Origin of the sequence: Luedemannella helvata, assembly GCF_039528415.1 — a bacterium.
GTDB classification, from domain to species: domain Bacteria; phylum Actinomycetota; class Actinomycetes; order Mycobacteriales; family Micromonosporaceae; genus Luedemannella; species Luedemannella helvata.
The window spans coordinates 40,902-57,532 of the sequence record NZ_BAAALS010000016.1 but is presented as its reverse complement, the minus strand read 5'-3'; the positions used below and the strand labels follow the sequence as shown (position 1 = coordinate 57,532).

Below are 16,631 nucleotides of genomic sequence, written 5' to 3'. Positions count from 1 at the left end.
TCGTCACCTCGCGGGGGCTTTCTGGCCTATGGGTTCCTGGTCCTGCACGGTCGCGGCCTGTTCCGGTGCCGGTTGGGTCGCCAGCACCGAACGCAGCGCCTGCGCCAGCGCGTCCGGGTTGTGCCGGGGGCTGCCGTCGGCGACGGCCACCGCGGCCGAGACGACCCGGGCACCCAGCGATTCTGCCGCGACGCGCAGCCCGGCGGGATCGCCGATCGCGTTAACGTCGGCAAGAACTACATCTGCTCGCAGGCCAGGCAGGTAACGGCCGAGCGCCCGAAGATGATCCGGCAGCGACAGCCCGGACGTCTCGTCCTCGGCCCTGAGATTGAGGGTCACCAACCGCTGCGCCGGGCTCGCCATGATCGCCTCGGCCAGCTGGGGGACGAGCAGATGCGGAATCACGCTCGTGTACCAGGACCCGGGGCCGAACAGCAGCCAGTCGGCGGCCCGCACGGCCTCGACCGCCTCGGCGCACGCCTGCGGCCGGGGCGGCGCCAGACGCACGCTGAGCACCTCGCCGGGCGTCACGGCGACCGCGTGCTGGCCCCGCACCGCCAGCACGTCGCCCGGCCGGCCGGGGTCCGCGCCGCGCACGGTCGCCTCGATGTCGACCGGGGTACGCGACATCGGCAGCACCCGCCCGCCGGCGCGCATGAGCGTGCCCGCCAGCTCAAGCGCGGCCACCGGGTCGCCGGACTGCTCCATGAGCGCACACAGCAGCAGGTTGCCCATGGCGTGCCCGGCCAGCGGCGCGGCGCCGCCGAAGCGGTACTGGAGCACGCCGGCCGCGGCCACGCCGACCTGGTCGTCGGGGTCGATCAGCGCCGCGAGGGCCTGGCGCAGGTCGCCGGGGGGCAGGCCGCCCCGTTCGGCCCGCAGCCGGCCGCTGGAGCCGCCGTTGTCGCCCACGGTGACCACCGCGGTGATGTCCAGGCCGAGCGGGTCGCGCAGCAGCCGCAGGCCACGCAGGATCGTGGCGAGCCCGTGCCCGCCACCGAAGGCGACGACGTTTGTCATTCGCGCCCCAGGTCACGGTGCTGGGCGTGGGCGGACAGGCGGGTCTCGCGCAGCCGGCGCGCCAGCTCCTCGGCGATCGCCACGCTGCGGTGCTTGCCGCCCGTGCAGCCGACCGCCACGGTGACGTAGCGCTTGCCCTCCCGCTCGAAGCCCGGCGCGGTCGCGTTGATAAGTCGGACGAATGTCTCCACGAACGTGCCCGCCCCACGCTGGCCCAGCACGTACCGGCTGACCTCGGTCTCCCGGCCGGTGTGCTCGCGCAGCTCCGGCACCCAGTACGGGTTGGGCAGGAACCGCGCGTCGACCACGAAGTCCGCGTCGGGCGGCAGGCCGTACTTGAAGCCGAAGGACAGCACGGTGACCCGCAGCTGGCGTTCGTCCTCGCTGGCGAACAGCTCCTCGGTGCGGGCGCGCAGCTGGTTCACGTTCAGGTGGGTTGTGTCGATGATCACGTCGGCGGACTCGCGGGCGTCGGCGAGCAGCGCGCGTTCGGCCGCGATGCCGTCGGACAGCCGGCCATCGCCCTGTAGCGGGTGCGAGCGGCGCACGTTCTCGAAGCGCCGGATGAGCACCTCGTCGTCGGCGTCGACGAACAGCACGTGCGGCTCGAACCCGCGCTCGCGCAGGGCGTGGATCGCGCCTGTGATGTCGGTGGAGAACGCGCGGGAGCGCACGTCGAGGACCATGGCGGTCTTGCGGGTCGCGCCGCCGGCCCGCTGCGCCAGCATGGCCATGTCCAGCATCAGCGCGGGCGGCAGGTTGTCCACCACGTAGTAGCCGACGTTCTCCATGGCCCGCGCGACCGTGCTGCGCCCGCCGCCGGACACGCCGGTGATGATCACCAGCTCCGTCCCGCCGCCCGGGTCCTTAGCGGTTTCGGCGCCAGCCGATCCCTCCGTCACGCAACCCCCTGCCCGATGCCGCCTGCCTACGACCGACCACCGCGGCCGGACGTGCCCGCACCGCGATGGCCAAATCTACGTGTCGGACGCTTCCGGGTCGCGGGCGGTGTCAGTTTTGTCCGGAAGCGCCCCCGACGGATCCCCGACCGTAACCTCACCGGCCGTGCCACGGACCGGCGCTTCGTCACCCGCCAGGAGGGCGAGGATCGCCTGCGCCGTCCGCGGGCCGACCCCCGGCACCTCCGTGATCTCCTCGACCGTAGCGGCCGCCAGGCGCTTCAGCGAGCCGAAGTGACGCAGCAGCGCCTTGCGCCGGATCTCGCCCAGCCCGGGCACCCCGTCCAGGGCCGAGGCCGTCATCCGCTTGGACCGGCGCTCGCGGTGGAACGTGATGGCGAACCGGTGCGCCTCGTCGCGTACGCGCTGCAGCAGGTAGAGCGCCTCGGAGGCGCGCGGCAGGATGACCGGGAAGTCGTTGTCCGGCAGCCACACCTCCTCCATGCGCTTGGCCAGCCCGCACAGCGCCACGTCCACGATGCCGAGCTCGTCGAGCGCCCGGGCGGCCGCCTGCACCTGCGGCTGCCCGCCGTCGACGACCACGAGCTGCGGCGGGTAGGCGAACTTGGCCGGGCGGCCGGTCTTCGGGTCGATGCGCGGGCGGTCGGGGTCCGTCGCAAGGCCGCCGGAGAAGTGATTTTCTTCGGCGGCGGACCTGCGACCTTCCAGCTCCGCGTCCTCGGCGGCCTGCAGGTAGCGCGCGAACCGGCGGCGCAGCACCTCCCCCATCGCGGCCGTGTCGTCCGTCGCGCCCCGCACCGCGAAGCGGCGGTATTCACTCTTACGGGCGAGACCGTCCTCGAAGACGACCATGCTGGCCACCACGTCCGTGCCCTGGATCTGCGACACGTCGTAGCACTCGATGCGCAGCGGCGCGGCCGGCAGTTCCAGCGCCTCGGCCAGTTCTTCCAGCGCCTGGCTGCGCGCCGTGAGGTCGCCGGCCCGGCGCAGCTTGTGCTGCACCAGCGCCTCGGCCGCGTTGCGCGCCACCGTCTCCATCAGCGCCTTCTTGTCGCCGCGCTGCGGCACCCGCAGGTGCACCCGGCTGCCGCGCTTGGTCGACAGCCACTCGGCCAGCGCGTCGGCGTCCGGGGGCAGCTCCGGGACGAGCACCTCGCGCGGGATGTCGACGTCGTCGTCCGCGCCGTAGATCTGCGAGCAGAACTGGTGCACCAGGTCGCCCGCGGTCAGCTCCTCGGTCTTTTCCACCACCCAGCCGCGCTGGCCGCGCACCCGACCGGTACGCACGTGGAAGACCTGGACCGCGGCCTGCAGCTCGTCGTCGGCGAACGCCATCACGTCGGCGTCCGTACCGTCGCCGAAGACCACGGACTGCTTCTCCATGGCCCGGCGCAGGGCGGCCAGGTCGTCGCGCAGCCGGGCGGCCCGCTCGAACTCCAGCTCCTGCGACGCGGCGAGCATCGCGCGCTCCAGGTGGCGCTCCATGCGGTCGGTGCGCCCGGCCATGAAGTCGCAGAAGTCCTCCACGATCGAACGGTGCTCCTCGGCGCTGACCCGGCCCACGCACGGGGCCGAGCACTTGCCGATGTCACCGAGCAGGCACGGCCGCCCGATCTGGCTGTGCCGCTTGAACACCCCGGCCGAGCAGGTGCGCGCGGGGAAGACCCGCAGCAGCAGGTCGAGGGTCTCGCGGATGGCCCACGCGTGCGAGTAGGGCCCGAAGTAGCGCACCCCCTTGCGCTTGGCGCCGCGCATCACGAGCAGGCGGGGATACTCCTCGTCCAGGGTGACGGCCAGGTAGGGGTACGACTTGTCGTCGCGGTAGCGGACGTTGAACCGGGGGTCGTACTCCTTGATCCAGGCGTACTCCAGCTGGAGGGCCTCGACCTCGGTGCCGACCGTGACCCAGTCGACCGACGCGGCCGTGTTGACCATCTGCTGGGTGCGTGGATGCAGCGTCCACGGGTCGGCGAAGTAGGAGTTCAGCCGTTGGCGCAGGCTGCGCGCCTTGCCCACGTAGATGACGCGGCCGGCCGTCTCGCCCGGGCCGGGCGCGGCGCGGAACCGGTAGACCCCCGGTGACTCGGGAATGGTCCCCGGCGCGGGGCGGTAGGAGGCGGAGGAGCCGCGCGCGACTGGCACGCCTGCAAGGCTAGCTTGACGGGCTGACACCCCCTGCCGACCAGCGGTCCGCGCTGTCGGCCGGCCCGCCGGTCCCGTCACGAACCGGCGGGCCCGTGAGCCCTCAGGTCTGGGCGACGACGTTGCCGTTCTCGACCTTGACCGGGATGTCCTTGAGGCCGCTCGTGGCCGGGCCGCTCAGCCGCGCCCCGTCCTCGATCGCGAACAGGGAGTTGTGGTTCGGGCACTCCGACTTGCCGTCCGTCGGCGGCTTCACCAGCGTGCCCATGTGCGGGCAGTGCGCGTCGTACGCCTTGACGGTGCCGTCGGCCAGCTTCACCACGAGCACGGTGCCCACCACCACACCGCCGCCGGACGGGATGTCGGCCTCCTTGGCCAGCACCGTGCCCGTCGAACCGCCGCCGGGCGCCGCCGAGGAGGGCGCGTCAGCCGGCCCGCCGCCGGTCCCCGTGTTGGCCGGTGGGGTCTCCGTATCGCTGCCGCAGGCGCCGAGTAACAGCGCGAGGCAGGCCGCCCCGCCGCCGGCGAGCACCGCGCGCCTGCTGGCACCGGTCGGGCTCAGCTGATCCTGGTCGTTCATCGATCCTCCCTCGTCTTTATGGCTACGAACGGGAGGAACGGGCACCGCCCGCGTCCGGTTCACCGTCCGGTCGAATGTTTGCGAACCTTATCGCGCCCGAAACAAGACCAGCTCAATGAAGGGATCTCATTCACGCAGGTGGATTACGGTGCGGTCACCTTTCGCGACTTCCCAGCGGCCTTCGCCGGAGCCTTGGCGGTCGTGCGGGCCGCCTTCCTGGCGGCGGCACCGTTGGCCTTGGCGGCGCGGCTGGTGGCCTTCGTGGCGCCGCTCGGCTCCCCGTCGAGCTTGAGCACGTGCCGCAGCCATTGGCCGGTGTAACTTTCCGGGATCTCGGCGATCTCCTCCGGCGTGCCGACCGCCACGACCGTGCCGCCCTTGTGGCCGCCCTCCGGGCCCATGTCGATGATCCAGTCTGCGGTCTTGATCACATCGAGGTTGTGCTCGATGACGATGACCGTGTTGCCCTTGTCGACCAGGCTGTCCAGAACGATCAGCAGCTTGCGGATGTCCTCGAAGTGCAGGCCCGTGGTCGGCTCGTCCAGCACGTACACCGTGCGGCCCGTGGAGCGCTTCTGCAGCTCGCTGGCGAGCTTGACGCGCTGGGCCTCACCGCCGGACAGGGTGGGGGCCGGCTGGCCGAGCCGCACATACCCCAGGCCCACATCGACGAGGGTCTTCAGGTGACGGTGGATCGCCGGGATGGCCTCGAAGAACGTCGAGGCCTCCTCGATCGGCATGTCCAGCACCTCGGAGATGGTGCGGCCCTTGTAGTGGACCTCCAGGGTCTCCCGGTTGTACCGGGCGCCCTTGCACACCTCGCACGGCACGTACACGTCCGGGAGGAAGTTCATCTCGATCTTGATCGTGCCGTCGCCCGCGCAGTTCTCGCACCGGCCGCCCTTGACGTTGAAGGAGAACCGCCCGGGACCGTAGCCCCGGACCTTCGCCTCGGTCGTCTCCGCGAACAGCTTGCGGATGTGGTCGAAGACCCCGGTGTACGTGGCCGGGTTCGACCGCGGCGTGCGGCCGATCGGCGACTGGTCGACGCCGACGACCTTGTCGAGGTGCTCCAGGCCGGTCACGCGGGTGTGCCGGCCGGGGACCATCCGGGCGCCGTTGATCTGGTTGGCCAGCACCGCGTACAGGATGTCGTTGACCAGGGTGGACTTGCCCGACCCGGACACGCCCGTGACCGCGATGAACTGGCCCAGCGGGAAGGTGACCGTCAGGTTGCGCAGGTTGTGCTCGCGCGCGCCGAGCACCGCCAGCTCGCGGCCCGGCGTCTGGATGCGCCGCGCCCCCGGCACCGGGATCTCCCTACGACCCGACAGGTAGGCCCCGGTGATGGACTCCTTGCTGTCGTAGATCTCCTTGACCGGGCCGCTGTGCACGATGCGGCCGCCGTGCTCGCCCGCGCCCGGCCCGATGTCGACGATCCAGTCGGCCGTGCGGATGGTGTCCTCGTCGTGCTCGACGACGATGAGCGTGTTGCCCAGGCTCTTGAGCCGCACGAGCGTCTCGATGAGGCGGTGGTTGTCGCGCTGGTGCAGGCCGATGCTCGGCTCGTCCAGCACGTACAGCACGCCGACGAGGCCGGAGCCGATCTGGGTGGCCAGGCGGATGCGCTGCGCCTCGCCGCCGGACAGCGTGCCGGCGGCCCGGTCGAGCGACAGGTAGTCCAGGCCCACGTCGACCAGGAAGCGCAGCCGCGCGTTGATCTCCTTGAGCACCCGCTCGGCGATCATCCGCTGGCGGTCGTTGAGTTCCAGCGCCCCGACGAAGTCGGCGCACTCCCCCACGGACAGCGCGCACACGTCCGCGATGCTCTTGCCGCCCAGGGTCACGGCCAGCACCTCGGGCTTGAGCCGGGCACCGGCGCACGCCGGGCACGGCACATCGCGCATGTAGCCCTCGTACTTGTCGCGCGACCAGTCCGACTCGGTGTCCGAGTGCCGGCGCTCGATCCACTGCACGACGCCCTCGAAGCCCGTGTAGTAGGACCGCTCGCGCCCGTACTTGTTGCGGTAGCGCACGTGCACCTGGTCGTCGCTGCCGTAGAGGATCTCCTTCTGTGCCCGCTCGGGGATCTTGCGCCACGGGGTGTCCAGGTCGAAGCCCTCGGCCTGGCCGAGCGCCTCCAGCAGCCGCAGGAAGTAGTCGAGCGTGTGCCCGCCCGACCAGGGTTGGATGGCGCCCTCGCGCAGCGTCCGCTCCGGGTCGGGAATGATCAGCTCGGGGTCGACCTCCTTCTTCGTGCCCAGACCGGTGCACTCCGGGCACGCGCCGTAGGGGGCGTTGAAGGAGAACGAGCGGGGCTCCAGGTCCTCGATGGCGAGCGGGTGCTCGTTGGGGCAGGCCAGGTGCTCGCTGAACTTGCGCTCCCGGTGCTCGTCGTCCTCGGGGAGGTCGACGAAGTCGAGGATGACGATGCCGGCGGCCAGGCCGAGTGCCGTCTCCACGGAGTCGGTGAGGCGCTGCTTGGCGGACTCCTTCACCGCGAGCCGGTCGACGACCACCTCGATGGTGTGCTTCTCCTGCTTCTTGAGCTTGGGCGGCTCGGTGAGCGGGTGCACCACGCCGTCGACCCGGGCCCGGGCGAAGCCCTTGGTCTGCAGCTCGCCGAACAGGTCGAGGTACTCCCCCTTGCGGCCGCGCACGACCGGCGCCAGCACCTGGAAGCGGGTGCCCTCCGGCATGGCGAGCACCCGGTCGACGATCTGCTGCGGGGTCTGCTTGCTGATCGCCGCGCCGCAGACCGGGCAGTGCGGCTCGCCGGCCCGGGCGAAGAGCAGGCGGAGGTAGTCGTAGACCTCGGTGATCGTGCCGACCGTGGAGCGCGGGTTGCGCGAGGTGGCCTTCTGGTCGATCGAGACGGCCGGGGAGAGACCCTCGATGAAGTCGACGTCCGGTTTGTCCATTTGACCGAGGAACTGCCGCGCGTACGACGACAGCGACTCGACGTACCGGCGCTGCCCCTCCGCGAAGATCGTGTCGAACGCGAGGCTCGACTTGCCCGACCCGGACAGCCCGGTGAATACGATCATCGCGTCCCGGGGCAGGTCGAGGTTCACGTCACGGAGGTTGTGCTCCCGCGCGCCACGGACAATCAGACGGTCGGTCACGTCGAGACCCTCACTGGTCGTTACGAGAATTCTCCGGCGGGAGCCCGAACCGCGGGCCCAACGCCGCCGCGGGCAACTGTAGTCCGGCCCTGTGACATTCCCGTTCCGCAGCCGTCTGAGCGGCCTGGATCACCCGTTCGGACGCACCACGACCCGGTCGATCACCGGCGCGGGTCCCCACGCGTTGCCGAACCGTAGGGTGTTGACTCCCTGACGGAGCGTCACCCATACGATCTTCGACCGTACCTCACGCGTCGGCGGGAACCTCCCGAGGTGCACCGGCGCCCGGCCGTCCACCCGTACGGTCGCTCCCACCGCGCGGCCGGCCAGGCCGTCCGGCGTCAGGTAGTACACCAGCACCGCGTACCGCCCCGGCCTCGGCGCCCGGACGTCCGTGAACCGCAGCCAGCCCTCCGGCTGCCCGCGCGCCGCCCGGCCCAACCCGGACACCGCACCGCCGTTGAAGACACCCGCCCGGCGCATCCGCTGCGCACCTCCGGCCACGTCGTTGTCGGGCGACTCCGCCTCCAGGATCAGCCAGCCCGGCGCGGCCGGCCGCGGTGGCGGCGCGCGGTGCGGGCCCGACCCCGGACGCCGCGCGTGCCCCACTCCGGTCGGCGTCAGCCGGGCCCCGGCCGGCTCCCGCGGCTGCCGGGTCGCTCCTACGCCCCCGGTCGCCGCCCGGCCCGCCCCGCTGTCGCCGTGTGACGGACGCGGCGGGGGCGGCGCGACCGGCGCGCGCTGCGGCGTACTGCCAAAGCTCGGATCGTCCCCGAACACGGACCCGCCGGCCGCGCCGTCGAAGCCGACCACCGACTCCATGGGGCGCTCCGCGCCGCCCGTGAGGGCGACCACCGTGGTCAGCGCCGTCACCGCCAGGACCCCGAACACCAACATCAGGCGGGTACGGCTCACCGGTAGCGCCTCGTCGTCCGACACGGTGTGCTGGCGCGACAGGCGCACGTCGCGCCAGCCGAGCCCCGGCGCCGGCGCGGAGGTCACGATGGGCAACGCCTGCGTCTGCGCGTCGGCCGGGCCGACCCCTGGCGCCGCCATCGCTCGCCCCCGTTTCCGCGCAGGTCAGGGGCGGACCCCCCGCGGCCGCTGGACCTGCGCTTTCCGCTTCCACCTTGCCCGGTCATCGGCCATCCGGCGGGCATCGTTGCGGCGAGTCTCGACAGCTATCTCGCGGTGCAGGCGCTGCCAGTTCTCCCAGCGCCGGTTCGTGAGCTCCCCGACGGCCAGCGCGTCCGCGACCGCGCACCCCGGCTCGCCCTGGTGGCGGCAGTCCGTGAACTGGCACCGCGCGGCCAGCTGCGCCACGTCGCCAAAGGCCGTGTCGATGCCCGCGTCGGCCGCCCCGAGGCCGACGCCGCGTAACCCGGGGGTGTCGAGCACCGCCCCGCCGCCCGGGATCGGGATGAGGGCGCGGTAGGTGGTCGTGTGCCGGCCGCGCCCGTCCACCCGACGGATCTCCTGGGTACCCATGACGGCGGTGCCGGCGAGCGCGTTGACCAGCGAGGATTTGCCCGCACCCGACCGGCCCACGAGGCCCAGGGTGCGCCCGCTGCCGACGAACGGGCGTAAGCGGTGCAGCCCGCGCCCGTCGACCGTGCTCACGGCGTGAACGGGCGTCTTCGGCGCGATCAGGCCGATCTGCGCGGCGATCGCGGCCGGGTCGCGGGCGAGATCGGACTTGGTGAGCACGACCAGGGGTTGCGCGCCCGAGTCCCAGGCCAGAGTGAGCAGCCGCTCGATGCGGGCCAGGTCCGGCTCCGGGTCGACCGGTTCCACGATGGCGACGGCGTCCACGTTCGCGGCGAGCACCTGCTGGTGGGACGTGGTGCCGGCCGCCGACCGGACGAGCGCCGTGCGCCGGGGCAGGACCCCCTCGACGGTCGTCCGGCGGTCGGGCCAGGCGCGCAGGACGACCCAGTCACCGGCGCACGGCAGGCTCAACGGGTCACGCCTGGCGGCGGACAGCAGGGTCCCGGCGAATGTGGCGCGCTCGACACCGTTGCGGCTGATCACGGTGCAGGCGCCCCGGTCAACGCGCGTCACGCGGGCTGGTCGGGTGTCGGGCCGGGCACAGGGGGCGAAGACGGCGGCGTATGCGGCGTCCCAGCCGAGGGACGCCAGATCGAACGTCATTCGGACAGTCCTTGTCATAGAGGAGTGCGCGGTAACTGGGTGCTCAGTTCGTCGCCACAGGACAGCGGCAACAATGCACCGGCGCGCTGGAGGGGGCGCTGGCAACGTGACCGGTCGCTACCGGCATGGGGCCCACCTCCTCTCACCGTTCTGGTCGGTCATCACCGATCGGGACGATTCCCCGTTGCCGACGACCGTAAGCCCCCGCGGCCCGGCAGGAAACCGAATATCGCTCGTACCGGGCGTATTTGGGGAGGTCAGGGCGGGGCTCGGGGCGGCTGGCGGTGGCGGGGGCCACACGGCCCGCTAGGGTCGTTGTGTGACGTACACCGGGCATGTGGACCCCCGCGGACCCGCAGCGGTCCGCGACCTGGCGGAGCTGTCCATCACCAAGGTCTCCGTCGGCCCCATGGACAACAACGCGTACCTGCTGCGGTGCCGCGAGACGGGCGAGCAGCTGCTCATCGACGCGGCCAACGATCCCGACCGGCTCCTCGCGGTAACCGGTGACGCCGGGCTCGCCACGGTCGTGACGACCCATCGACACCATGACCACTGGTTCGCGCTGGAGGACGTCGTCGAGGCGACGGGCGCGCGCAGCCTCGCCCACGAGGCCGACGCCGGGGAACTGCCCGCCGTGTCGGGCAGCCTGCGCGACGGCGACGAGGTACCGGTCGGCAATGTCGCCCTTGAGGTGATCCACCTGGTCGGGCATACCCCGGGCTCGATCGCCCTGCTCTACCGCGACCCGTCCGGGCCGCCGCACCTGTTCACGGGCGACTCGCTGTTTCCCGGCGGTCCCGGGCGGACAACGAACCCGACCGACTTCACCACCCTCATGAACGACCTTGAGACAAAGGTCTTCGGGCGGCTGCCCGACGATACGTGGTTCTATCCGGGGCACGGCGACGACAGCACCCTCGGAAACGAGCGCCCCGCCATCCCGCAGTGGCGCGCACGAGGCTGGTAGCCCACCGTCCACTGAGCCTTCCGCAGTCTGACATCGAGTGATGTCGTGACGCCAAGCCCTTGTACAGGGCCGCGAATGCCAACGGCGGCGCCGGATCCAAGAGGTCGCTCCGCCACGTTGACTGGCCGTTGTTCCTCCGTCGAGGATGCCGATCATTGCGACGTGGCGGAGGCGACGATGGCGGATCCGATCCTGGTCCCGTTCGAGGGCAACGGTTCTGGCGAAGCTGACCTGACCTGGGGACAGCAGCACATCTGGGACTGGATGACAACGAGCGGCAAGACACTGAACATGACCGCCACCCGGGCGCTGGACGAGGGCGCCACCATCGACGAGTTCGTCGACGAGCTGCGCTTTTTCATGAGTCGTTTCGAGGCCATGCGCACCCGGTACCGGTTCGACGAGCACGGCTGGCCGCGCCAGGTGGTCCACCGCACAGGTGAGGCGACGTTGCGCCTCGTCGACGCGCCGACCGGAACGGATCCGGCCGAGGTCGCAGCGGCCGTCTCGGCCAGCGACCAGGAAAAGCACTTCGATCACGCCAATGAATGGCCCGTACGGATGACGCTGGTACGCCAGGACGGGCGGCTCACGCACCTGGTGACGACTCTCGGCCATGCCCTCTTCGACTCCATCGCGGCGATGGTGATGTTCACCGACCTGCTCGACCGGGACCCGGCGACCGGCGCGGCCAAGGAGCCGATCTCGGACATGACCCCGCTGGAGCTGGCGGCGTGGCAGGCGTCGCCGGCCGCGCAACGGCAGAGCGCCGCGGCGCTGCGGTACTGGGAGCAGCACCTGCGCGCCATCCCGGCGCGACGCTCGGCCGGGCCGGTCCACGCGGTACCGCCCGACGAGGAACGCTACTGGCGCTACGTGTACGAGTCGCCCGCGATCGGTCTCGCGCTGCGGCGCCTCGCCCGGCGGCTGGGCGCGGAGACGACGTCGATCCTGCTGACCGCGTACGCAATGGCGCTGGCCGAGGTGGCCGCGCACCACCCGGTGGTCCTGCAGGTTCTCGTCAACAACCGGTTCCGCAGTCGCCTCGCCCGGACGGTGAGCCCGGTCAACCAGGCCGGCCTGTTCGTGCTCGACCTCGCCGGGGCGACCTTCGACGAGGCGGTGGCCCGCACCCGGCAGCGGACGATCTCGGTGTACAAGCACGCGTACTACAACCAGGTCGACCGCGATCGGCTCGTCGCCCGCGTCGCGCGGGAACGCGGGTCGGAGATCGAGCTCGCGTCCTTCGTCAACGACCGCCGTACCCAGACGTCGGTGGACGTGGACAGTCCGCCCCCGTCTGCGGCGGACGTGCGGGCCGCGCTGCCGGCGAGCAGGCTGCGCCTGGAACCGTTCGATTCCTTCAACAAGAGCCTCATGCTCACGATCAATGACGCCCCGGACGGGGTGATGATGACGTTCGAGACGGACGTCGCGTTCCTCCCGCTCACTCAGCTGGAGGCGGTTGTCCACCGGGTCGAGGCGCTGGTCGTCGGGGCGGCGCTGGAGGAGGACGGCGCGTCAACGGAGCGCGGCGACGGCGGTGTGCAGGTTGCGGGTCGCGAGCAGCGATGAGCGCACCTCCTGGAGCAGTTCGGTGGTGTGCAGCCGCCGACCCCACGTCCGCGTGACGGCGTCGTCGTAGCCGAGCGTCTCGATGCCGCAGCCGTAGCGGTCGCCGAGCAGGCGTACGGCGTCGCAGTGCTGGTGGCGCACGTACGGCGCGTTGGTGATCAGCAGGACGCGGTCGGCCGGGGTCGGGGTGTGCACGTGTTCGGCCCACCCGATGAGCGTGTCGGCCGTGTTGGCGCGCTGCGGCGGGCGGGTGGACGGGGCCGCGAGCACGTGCGCCTCCGTCCCGCCGTCGGCCCAGGCCCGGTGCCACCAGCCGGCTCCGTCGCGGACGGTCGTCGGCTCGGTGAGGCCCAGGTAGCGGCGCAGGCCGACGGCCATCATGTCGGCCTCGGTCTCGAACGGTTCGAGCCCGAGCCGGATGCCCTCGCGGTGTTCGCGGTCGTCGCGGTGGCGCAGGCTGCCCAGGCCGGTGACCGTCCGGGCGCGTAGGCCGGCCGCGAGCAGGCGGGCCGCGTACTCGGCCCGGCCGAGGGCCACCCGGATGCCGCCGCCCAGCACGATCACGTGGTCGTACCGGTCGTGCGCGGGGCCGTCCGCCCCGCCCAGGCCCAGCACGTGGATGAGCGCGCGCAGCCGGGCATCCAGGTCCGGGTCGTAGTCGACGCGGTGGTTGTCGAACCGTTCCCTCGTACCGCCCCGGAAGTCCCAGACCCGCGAGAAGTCCGCCAGGTGATCGAGCACCGCGCCGAGGGGCGCGTCGGGTACCTCGCCGCCGAAGTGCCCGACCAGCTCCGCCATGTCCGGCGAGGTCACCCACGCGGCGATGGAGGCCGCCACGGTGTCCGGGTCGGGCCCGCCGGGTTCGCATGGTGGCAGCGCGAACGGTCGCGTCACCGCGCTGGCACCTCCTTGACTGTCCGGGGGCCAGCAGATTACCGGAGTCAGGCGGTCTGGCGGGTGCCGAAGAGCATGCGGGCAAGGGTGACCATCATGACCACCACGGCGCCGACGAGGGCCAGCCACGACCACGCCCAGCCGACCGTGAAGCTGAGCACGGCGAAGGCGGCGAACGCCGCGAGCCAGATCGTCGCCGTGTAGAGACCGAAGCGGGCCGCCGCCGCGGGGTCCTCGCTGAACCGGTCGCCCGCGCGCTCGTGCTCGGCGTGCATCCGCACCACCCACGGCTTGTGCCGGTTGGTGTGGGTGGCCCCGAGCTGGGCGAACACGACGATGGCGACGACCACGGCGGCCACCGCGCCGACGAGCCAGCCCAGCGGCAGGCCGCGCAGGCACAGCAGGCCCGTGCCGACGCCGGCGAGCGTCAGCGCGGTCGCCACGCCGAACCCGCCCGCGCGCCGGGCCGGGAGGGGATAGCTCGTCGTGGTCTCCTGGCGCAGCGCGTCGGCCACGATGGCGCCACACGCGACGGCGAGCACGGCGACGGCCGCCAGCGGCAGGGCCAGCGCCATGTCGACGCCGAAGAACGGCAGCGCGGCGACGGCGAGCGCACCGGCGGCCATGAGCGAAACGACCACCGTACGGACGACGTACGCGGGCCGGGGCCGCACCCGGTGACGCACCCAGGCGGGTACGGTCGCGAAGGCCGTGGCCGTCTCGTCGACGACCGACCGGACGTCGCCCAGCTCGTCGATGGCGCGCCGGGCGGCCTCGGCCGGCCCGACACCGCTGTCGGTGAACTCGGCGACCCGGGCCACGAGGTTGGCCCGCATCTCCTCCTTGAGGTCCTGCGTCTCGGGCGTCATGTCGATGCCGGCGAAGGCCGCATCGAGCAGACGGTGGATCTCCAGCCCCGCTCCGGTGGTCATGACGGTTGCCCTCCCAGGTCAAGCAAGGAATCGATGATGCCGCGCGTGACGATCCAGGTCCGCACGTTGCCGCGGTAGACGGCCCGGCCCGCGTCGGTGATGCGGTAGTACTTGCGCCGGCCGCCCTGGGTCTCGTCGCCCCAGTACGCCTCGACGAGGCCGTCCTTGAGCAGGCGCCGGTAGCTGGCGTACAGCGTCGCTTCCTTGATCTCGTACGCCCCGCCGGTCGCGTCCCGGATGGTCTTGAAGATCTCGAAGCCGTAGCTGTCCCCGCGACTCAGCACCCCCAGCACGATCGTCTCGGTATGCCCGCGCAACAGGTCAGCGGCGAAGGCCTCACCGGCCGGCGACGCCCTCCCCCTCAATTCCTCAAGCACGAAAAGTACTGTAACAGATACAGTACTTGAGCCGCCAGACGGCCTGGGGCGGAATATGTCCGCGCGACGCGACTGCACTTTTGTGGAACCCGTGTGGACGCGCTGTGGAACAAAAAGTGCAACCCGAACCCGAGGGCCCTATGCCCACCCGCGGGCGTGAGGCATCACAGCGGCCCGGGCGGGGCCGATCCGTCGGCGCGGCGTCCGTCAGGGAGCCGGGGACGGCACGCTGTCCACCGGTCCCGCCACCTCAGAGAGCGACCACGCGCCTAACGGCGCAGCTCAGGCGGGATAGTCGAAGTCGCCGGCCTTGACGGCGGCGAGGAACGCGGCCCACGACGGCCGGTCCAGGCTCAGGTGGCCGTCCGGGTCCTTCGAGTCGCGGACCAGCACCCGGTCGGTCGCGAGAGCCACCTCGACGCACTCGTTGCCGCCACCACCGCTACGGGAACTCTTACGCCAACCGATCTCGCCGCCCGACTCGTCGCGCACGCAGCCGACTATAGAACTCCGGCCGCCCCGATGGGGGACGCGGCGGCGCTCAGCTCGTCGAACGCGAGCTGGTGCCGGGCGAGCTCGGCCGGGTCGTCGCGGATGACGCTCGTGGACCGGCCCTCCAGGTACAGCAGCGTCTCCGTGTCGCCCTCGGCGCCCGGGAAGTCGAGCAGGACGAACGGCCATTGGGCGCCGCCCAGCAGCCCCGCCGCGAAGGGCAGCAGCTGAACGGTCACGTTCGGCCGCCGGGCGACCTCGGCCAGGTGCGCCAGCTGCCGGCGCATCAGGTGATCGCCCAGGTCGCGGCGCAGGGCGGCCTCGTCGAGGACGAAGTGGGCCCGCACCCGGCCACGCAGCACGGCCTGGCGCGCCATGCGGGCCGCCACCTGCCGCTTGATGATGTCGCGCGACGCGTCCGCGCCGGCGAACGCGGTGATGACCGCCTCGGCGTACTCCTCGGTCTGCAGCAGGCCCGGCACGAGGTTCGGGTGGTACTGCCGCAGGCGCAGCGCGGAAGCCTCGTACCGCAGGTAGAACGCCAGCTCCGGGGACAGCACGTCGGCGTACGGGCTGCCGACCTGGCGGCGGCTCTCCCGCGCCATGTGCACGAGCAGCTCGACGGTCGCCGGGTTGCGCACCTGGTAAAGCTCGAGCAGCGCGCGCAGGTCGGCCGTGGAGATGCCGATCGAGCCGCTCTCGATGCGGATCACCTTCGACCGCGACCAGGCGAGCGCGTCAGCGACGCCCTGCTGGGAACGGTCGCCGCGCAGGCGGACGAGGTGACGGCACAGGCGCTGGCGCACCACGGCGGGGTCTTGTCCGATGAGGCTGGTCACGCGCCGTCCATACCCGGTGGGTCGGCGCGGGAAACATCACGCGACTAACCTTCGTCCACAAGGGATACAACGAGCGCCGGGGGCGGGGCATGCCGAGGAGCAGGGTTGAGGGCAAGGCCTGGATCTCGCACGAGATCGCCCGACTCCGACCCGCGACGCTGCTCGACGTGGGCGCCGGCATGGGCACCTACTCCAACCTGCTGCGAGCCGTGACTCCGGGCGCGTCGTGGAGCTGCGTGGAGATCTTCGAGCCGTACGTGCAGCGGTTCTCCCTACACGAGAAGTATGACGTGATCTACCGGGAGGACATCCGCGCCTTCGCCTGGCCCACGGCGTACGACGTGGTGATTCTGGGCGACGTGCTGGAGCACCTGACCCTCGACGACGCCCGCCTGGTGTGGGCTGCCGCGCGCGCGAACGCCCGTTTCGTGGCCTTGTCGATCCCCATCGTCGAGTACCCGCAGGGCCCGGAGAACGGCAACGTGCACGAGGCGCACCTGCAGGAGTGGAACCACGACATGGTGCTGAAAGAGCTGGCCGGGGTGGTGCGGTGGCAGGTCAACCCCAAGATCGGCACGTATCTGGCGCGAGGTGCTGTGGCGTCCTGAGCGCGC

15 protein-coding genes are annotated in these 16,631 nt (G+C 71.7%); 3 read left to right on the top strand and 12 right to left on the bottom strand.

Translation table 11 applies throughout. The features are described from left to right. Window positions 1–3: 3 nt before the first annotated feature. The 7 genes from ABD191_RS17175 to rsgA all read right to left on the bottom strand — a co-directional run bounded on the left by ABD191_RS17175 (window position 4) and on the right by rsgA (window position 9,938). Window positions 4–1,020 (bottom strand): gluconeogenesis factor YvcK family protein, encoded by a 1,017-nt coding sequence (locus ABD191_RS17175; protein WP_344082769.1) that lies wholly within the window; start codon window positions 1,018–1,020, stop codon window positions 4–6. After that, window positions 1,017–1,922: an RNase adapter RapZ gene (gene rapZ / locus ABD191_RS17170; RefSeq protein WP_344082767.1), complete on the bottom strand. Its 906-nt coding sequence runs from the start codon at window positions 1,920–1,922 to the stop codon at window positions 1,017–1,019. The genes ABD191_RS17175 and rapZ overlap by 4 nt, the downstream gene beginning before the upstream one ends. Window positions 1,923–1,997: 75 nt before the next feature. Next, on the bottom strand, window positions 1,998–4,082 hold the full coding sequence (gene uvrC / locus ABD191_RS17165; protein ID WP_344082765.1) for an excinuclease ABC subunit UvrC: 2,085 nt from the start codon (window positions 4,080–4,082) through the stop codon (window positions 1,998–2,000). 103 nt (window positions 4,083–4,185) lie between these two features. Continuing rightward, entirely contained in the window at window positions 4,186–4,662 is a 477-nt protein-coding gene (locus tag ABD191_RS17160; RefSeq protein WP_344082763.1) for a Rieske (2Fe-2S) protein, read from the bottom strand. Between the two features lie 143 nt (window positions 4,663–4,805). Further along, window positions 4,806–7,787 carry an excinuclease ABC subunit UvrA gene (gene uvrA / locus ABD191_RS17155; RefSeq protein WP_344082761.1) on the bottom strand — a complete coding sequence of 994 codons (2,982 nt, stop codon included), beginning with the start codon at window positions 7,785–7,787 and terminating at the stop codon, window positions 4,806–4,808. A gap of 129 nt (window positions 7,788–7,916) precedes the next feature. Next, window positions 7,917–8,843 (bottom strand): carbohydrate-binding protein, encoded by a 927-nt coding sequence (locus ABD191_RS17150; RefSeq protein WP_344082759.1) that lies wholly within the window; start codon window positions 8,841–8,843, stop codon window positions 7,917–7,919. A gap of 24 nt (window positions 8,844–8,867) precedes the next feature. Beyond that, the gene (gene rsgA / locus ABD191_RS17145; protein ID WP_344082757.1) at window positions 8,868–9,938 is read right to left on the bottom strand and encodes a ribosome small subunit-dependent GTPase A; all 1,071 of its coding nucleotides are present in this window, start codon (window positions 9,936–9,938) and stop codon (window positions 8,868–8,870) included. Window positions 9,939–10,257: 319 nt separating this feature from the next. Here rsgA and ABD191_RS17140 point away from each other — a divergent pair, with 319 nt between their 5' ends. Together ABD191_RS17140 and ABD191_RS17135 are read left to right on the top strand one after the other, a co-directional pair. After that, on the top strand, window positions 10,258–10,908 hold the full coding sequence (locus ABD191_RS17140; protein WP_344082755.1) for an MBL fold metallo-hydrolase: 651 nt from the start codon (window positions 10,258–10,260) through the stop codon (window positions 10,906–10,908). A 162-nt stretch (window positions 10,909–11,070) separates the two neighbouring features. Next, window positions 11,071–12,483 carry a condensation domain-containing protein gene (locus tag ABD191_RS17135; protein ID WP_344082753.1) on the top strand — a complete coding sequence of 471 codons (1,413 nt, stop codon included), beginning with the start codon at window positions 11,071–11,073 and terminating at the stop codon, window positions 12,481–12,483. Here the strand turns inward: ABD191_RS17135 and ABD191_RS17130 are convergent. From ABD191_RS17130 to ABD191_RS17110, 5 genes are all read right to left on the bottom strand, one after another. Beyond that, a complete protein-coding gene (locus ABD191_RS17130; RefSeq protein WP_344082751.1) occupies window positions 12,430–13,377 on the bottom strand; it encodes a hypothetical protein in 948 nt (315 codons plus the stop codon). The two genes, ABD191_RS17135 and ABD191_RS17130, sit on opposite strands and share 54 nt — an antisense overlap. A gap of 47 nt (window positions 13,378–13,424) precedes the next feature. Then, window positions 13,425–14,309, bottom strand: coding sequence for a permease prefix domain 1-containing protein (locus ABD191_RS17125; RefSeq protein ID WP_344082749.1), 885 nt, complete (start codon window positions 14,307–14,309; stop codon window positions 13,425–13,427). Next, window positions 14,306–14,686 (bottom strand): PadR family transcriptional regulator, encoded by a 381-nt coding sequence (locus ABD191_RS17120; protein WP_344082748.1) that lies wholly within the window; start codon window positions 14,684–14,686, stop codon window positions 14,306–14,308. Before ABD191_RS17120 ends, ABD191_RS17125 begins: the two co-directional genes overlap by 4 nt. Before the next feature lie 282 nt (window positions 14,687–14,968). Then, on the bottom strand, window positions 14,969–15,178 hold the full coding sequence (locus ABD191_RS17115) for a DUF397 domain-containing protein (protein WP_344082747.1): 210 nt from the start codon (window positions 15,176–15,178) through the stop codon (window positions 14,969–14,971). 8 nt (window positions 15,179–15,186) lie between these two features. Next, window positions 15,187–16,017, bottom strand: a complete 831-nt coding sequence (locus tag ABD191_RS17110; RefSeq protein WP_344082746.1) for a helix-turn-helix domain-containing protein — start codon at window positions 16,015–16,017, stop codon at window positions 15,187–15,189. An 89-nt stretch (window positions 16,018–16,106) separates the two neighbouring features. On the opposite strand from ABD191_RS17110, the gene ABD191_RS17105 reads away from it, so the two are divergent. Beyond that, on the top strand, window positions 16,107–16,625 hold the full coding sequence (locus ABD191_RS17105; protein WP_344082745.1) for a class I SAM-dependent methyltransferase: 519 nt from the start codon (window positions 16,107–16,109) through the stop codon (window positions 16,623–16,625). Window positions 16,626–16,631: the final 6 nt, after the last annotated feature.

What these genes read in the sequence shown, in the direction of transcription:
- ABD191_RS17175 (WP_344082769.1), bottom strand. Translation starts at nt 1,020, where the DNA reads ATGACAAACGTCGTCGCCTTCGGTGGCGGGCACGGGCTCGCCACGATC.
- ABD191_RS17160 (WP_344082763.1), bottom strand. Translation starts at nt 4,662, where the DNA reads ATGAACGACCAGGATCAGCTGAGCCCGACCGGTGCCAGCAGGCGCGCG.
- ABD191_RS17150 (WP_344082759.1), bottom strand. Translation starts at nt 8,843, where the DNA reads ATGGCGGCGCCAGGGGTCGGCCCGGCCGACGCGCAGACGCAGGCGTTG.
- rsgA (WP_344082757.1), bottom strand. Translation starts at nt 9,938, where the DNA reads ATGACGTTCGATCTGGCGTCCCTCGGCTGGGACGCCGCATACGCCGCC.
- ABD191_RS17125 (WP_344082749.1), bottom strand. Translation starts at nt 14,309, where the DNA reads ATGACCACCGGAGCGGGGCTGGAGATCCACCGTCTGCTCGATGCGGCC.
- ABD191_RS17105 (WP_344082745.1), top strand. Translation starts at nt 16,107, where the DNA reads ATGCCGAGGAGCAGGGTTGAGGGCAAGGCCTGGATCTCGCACGAGATC.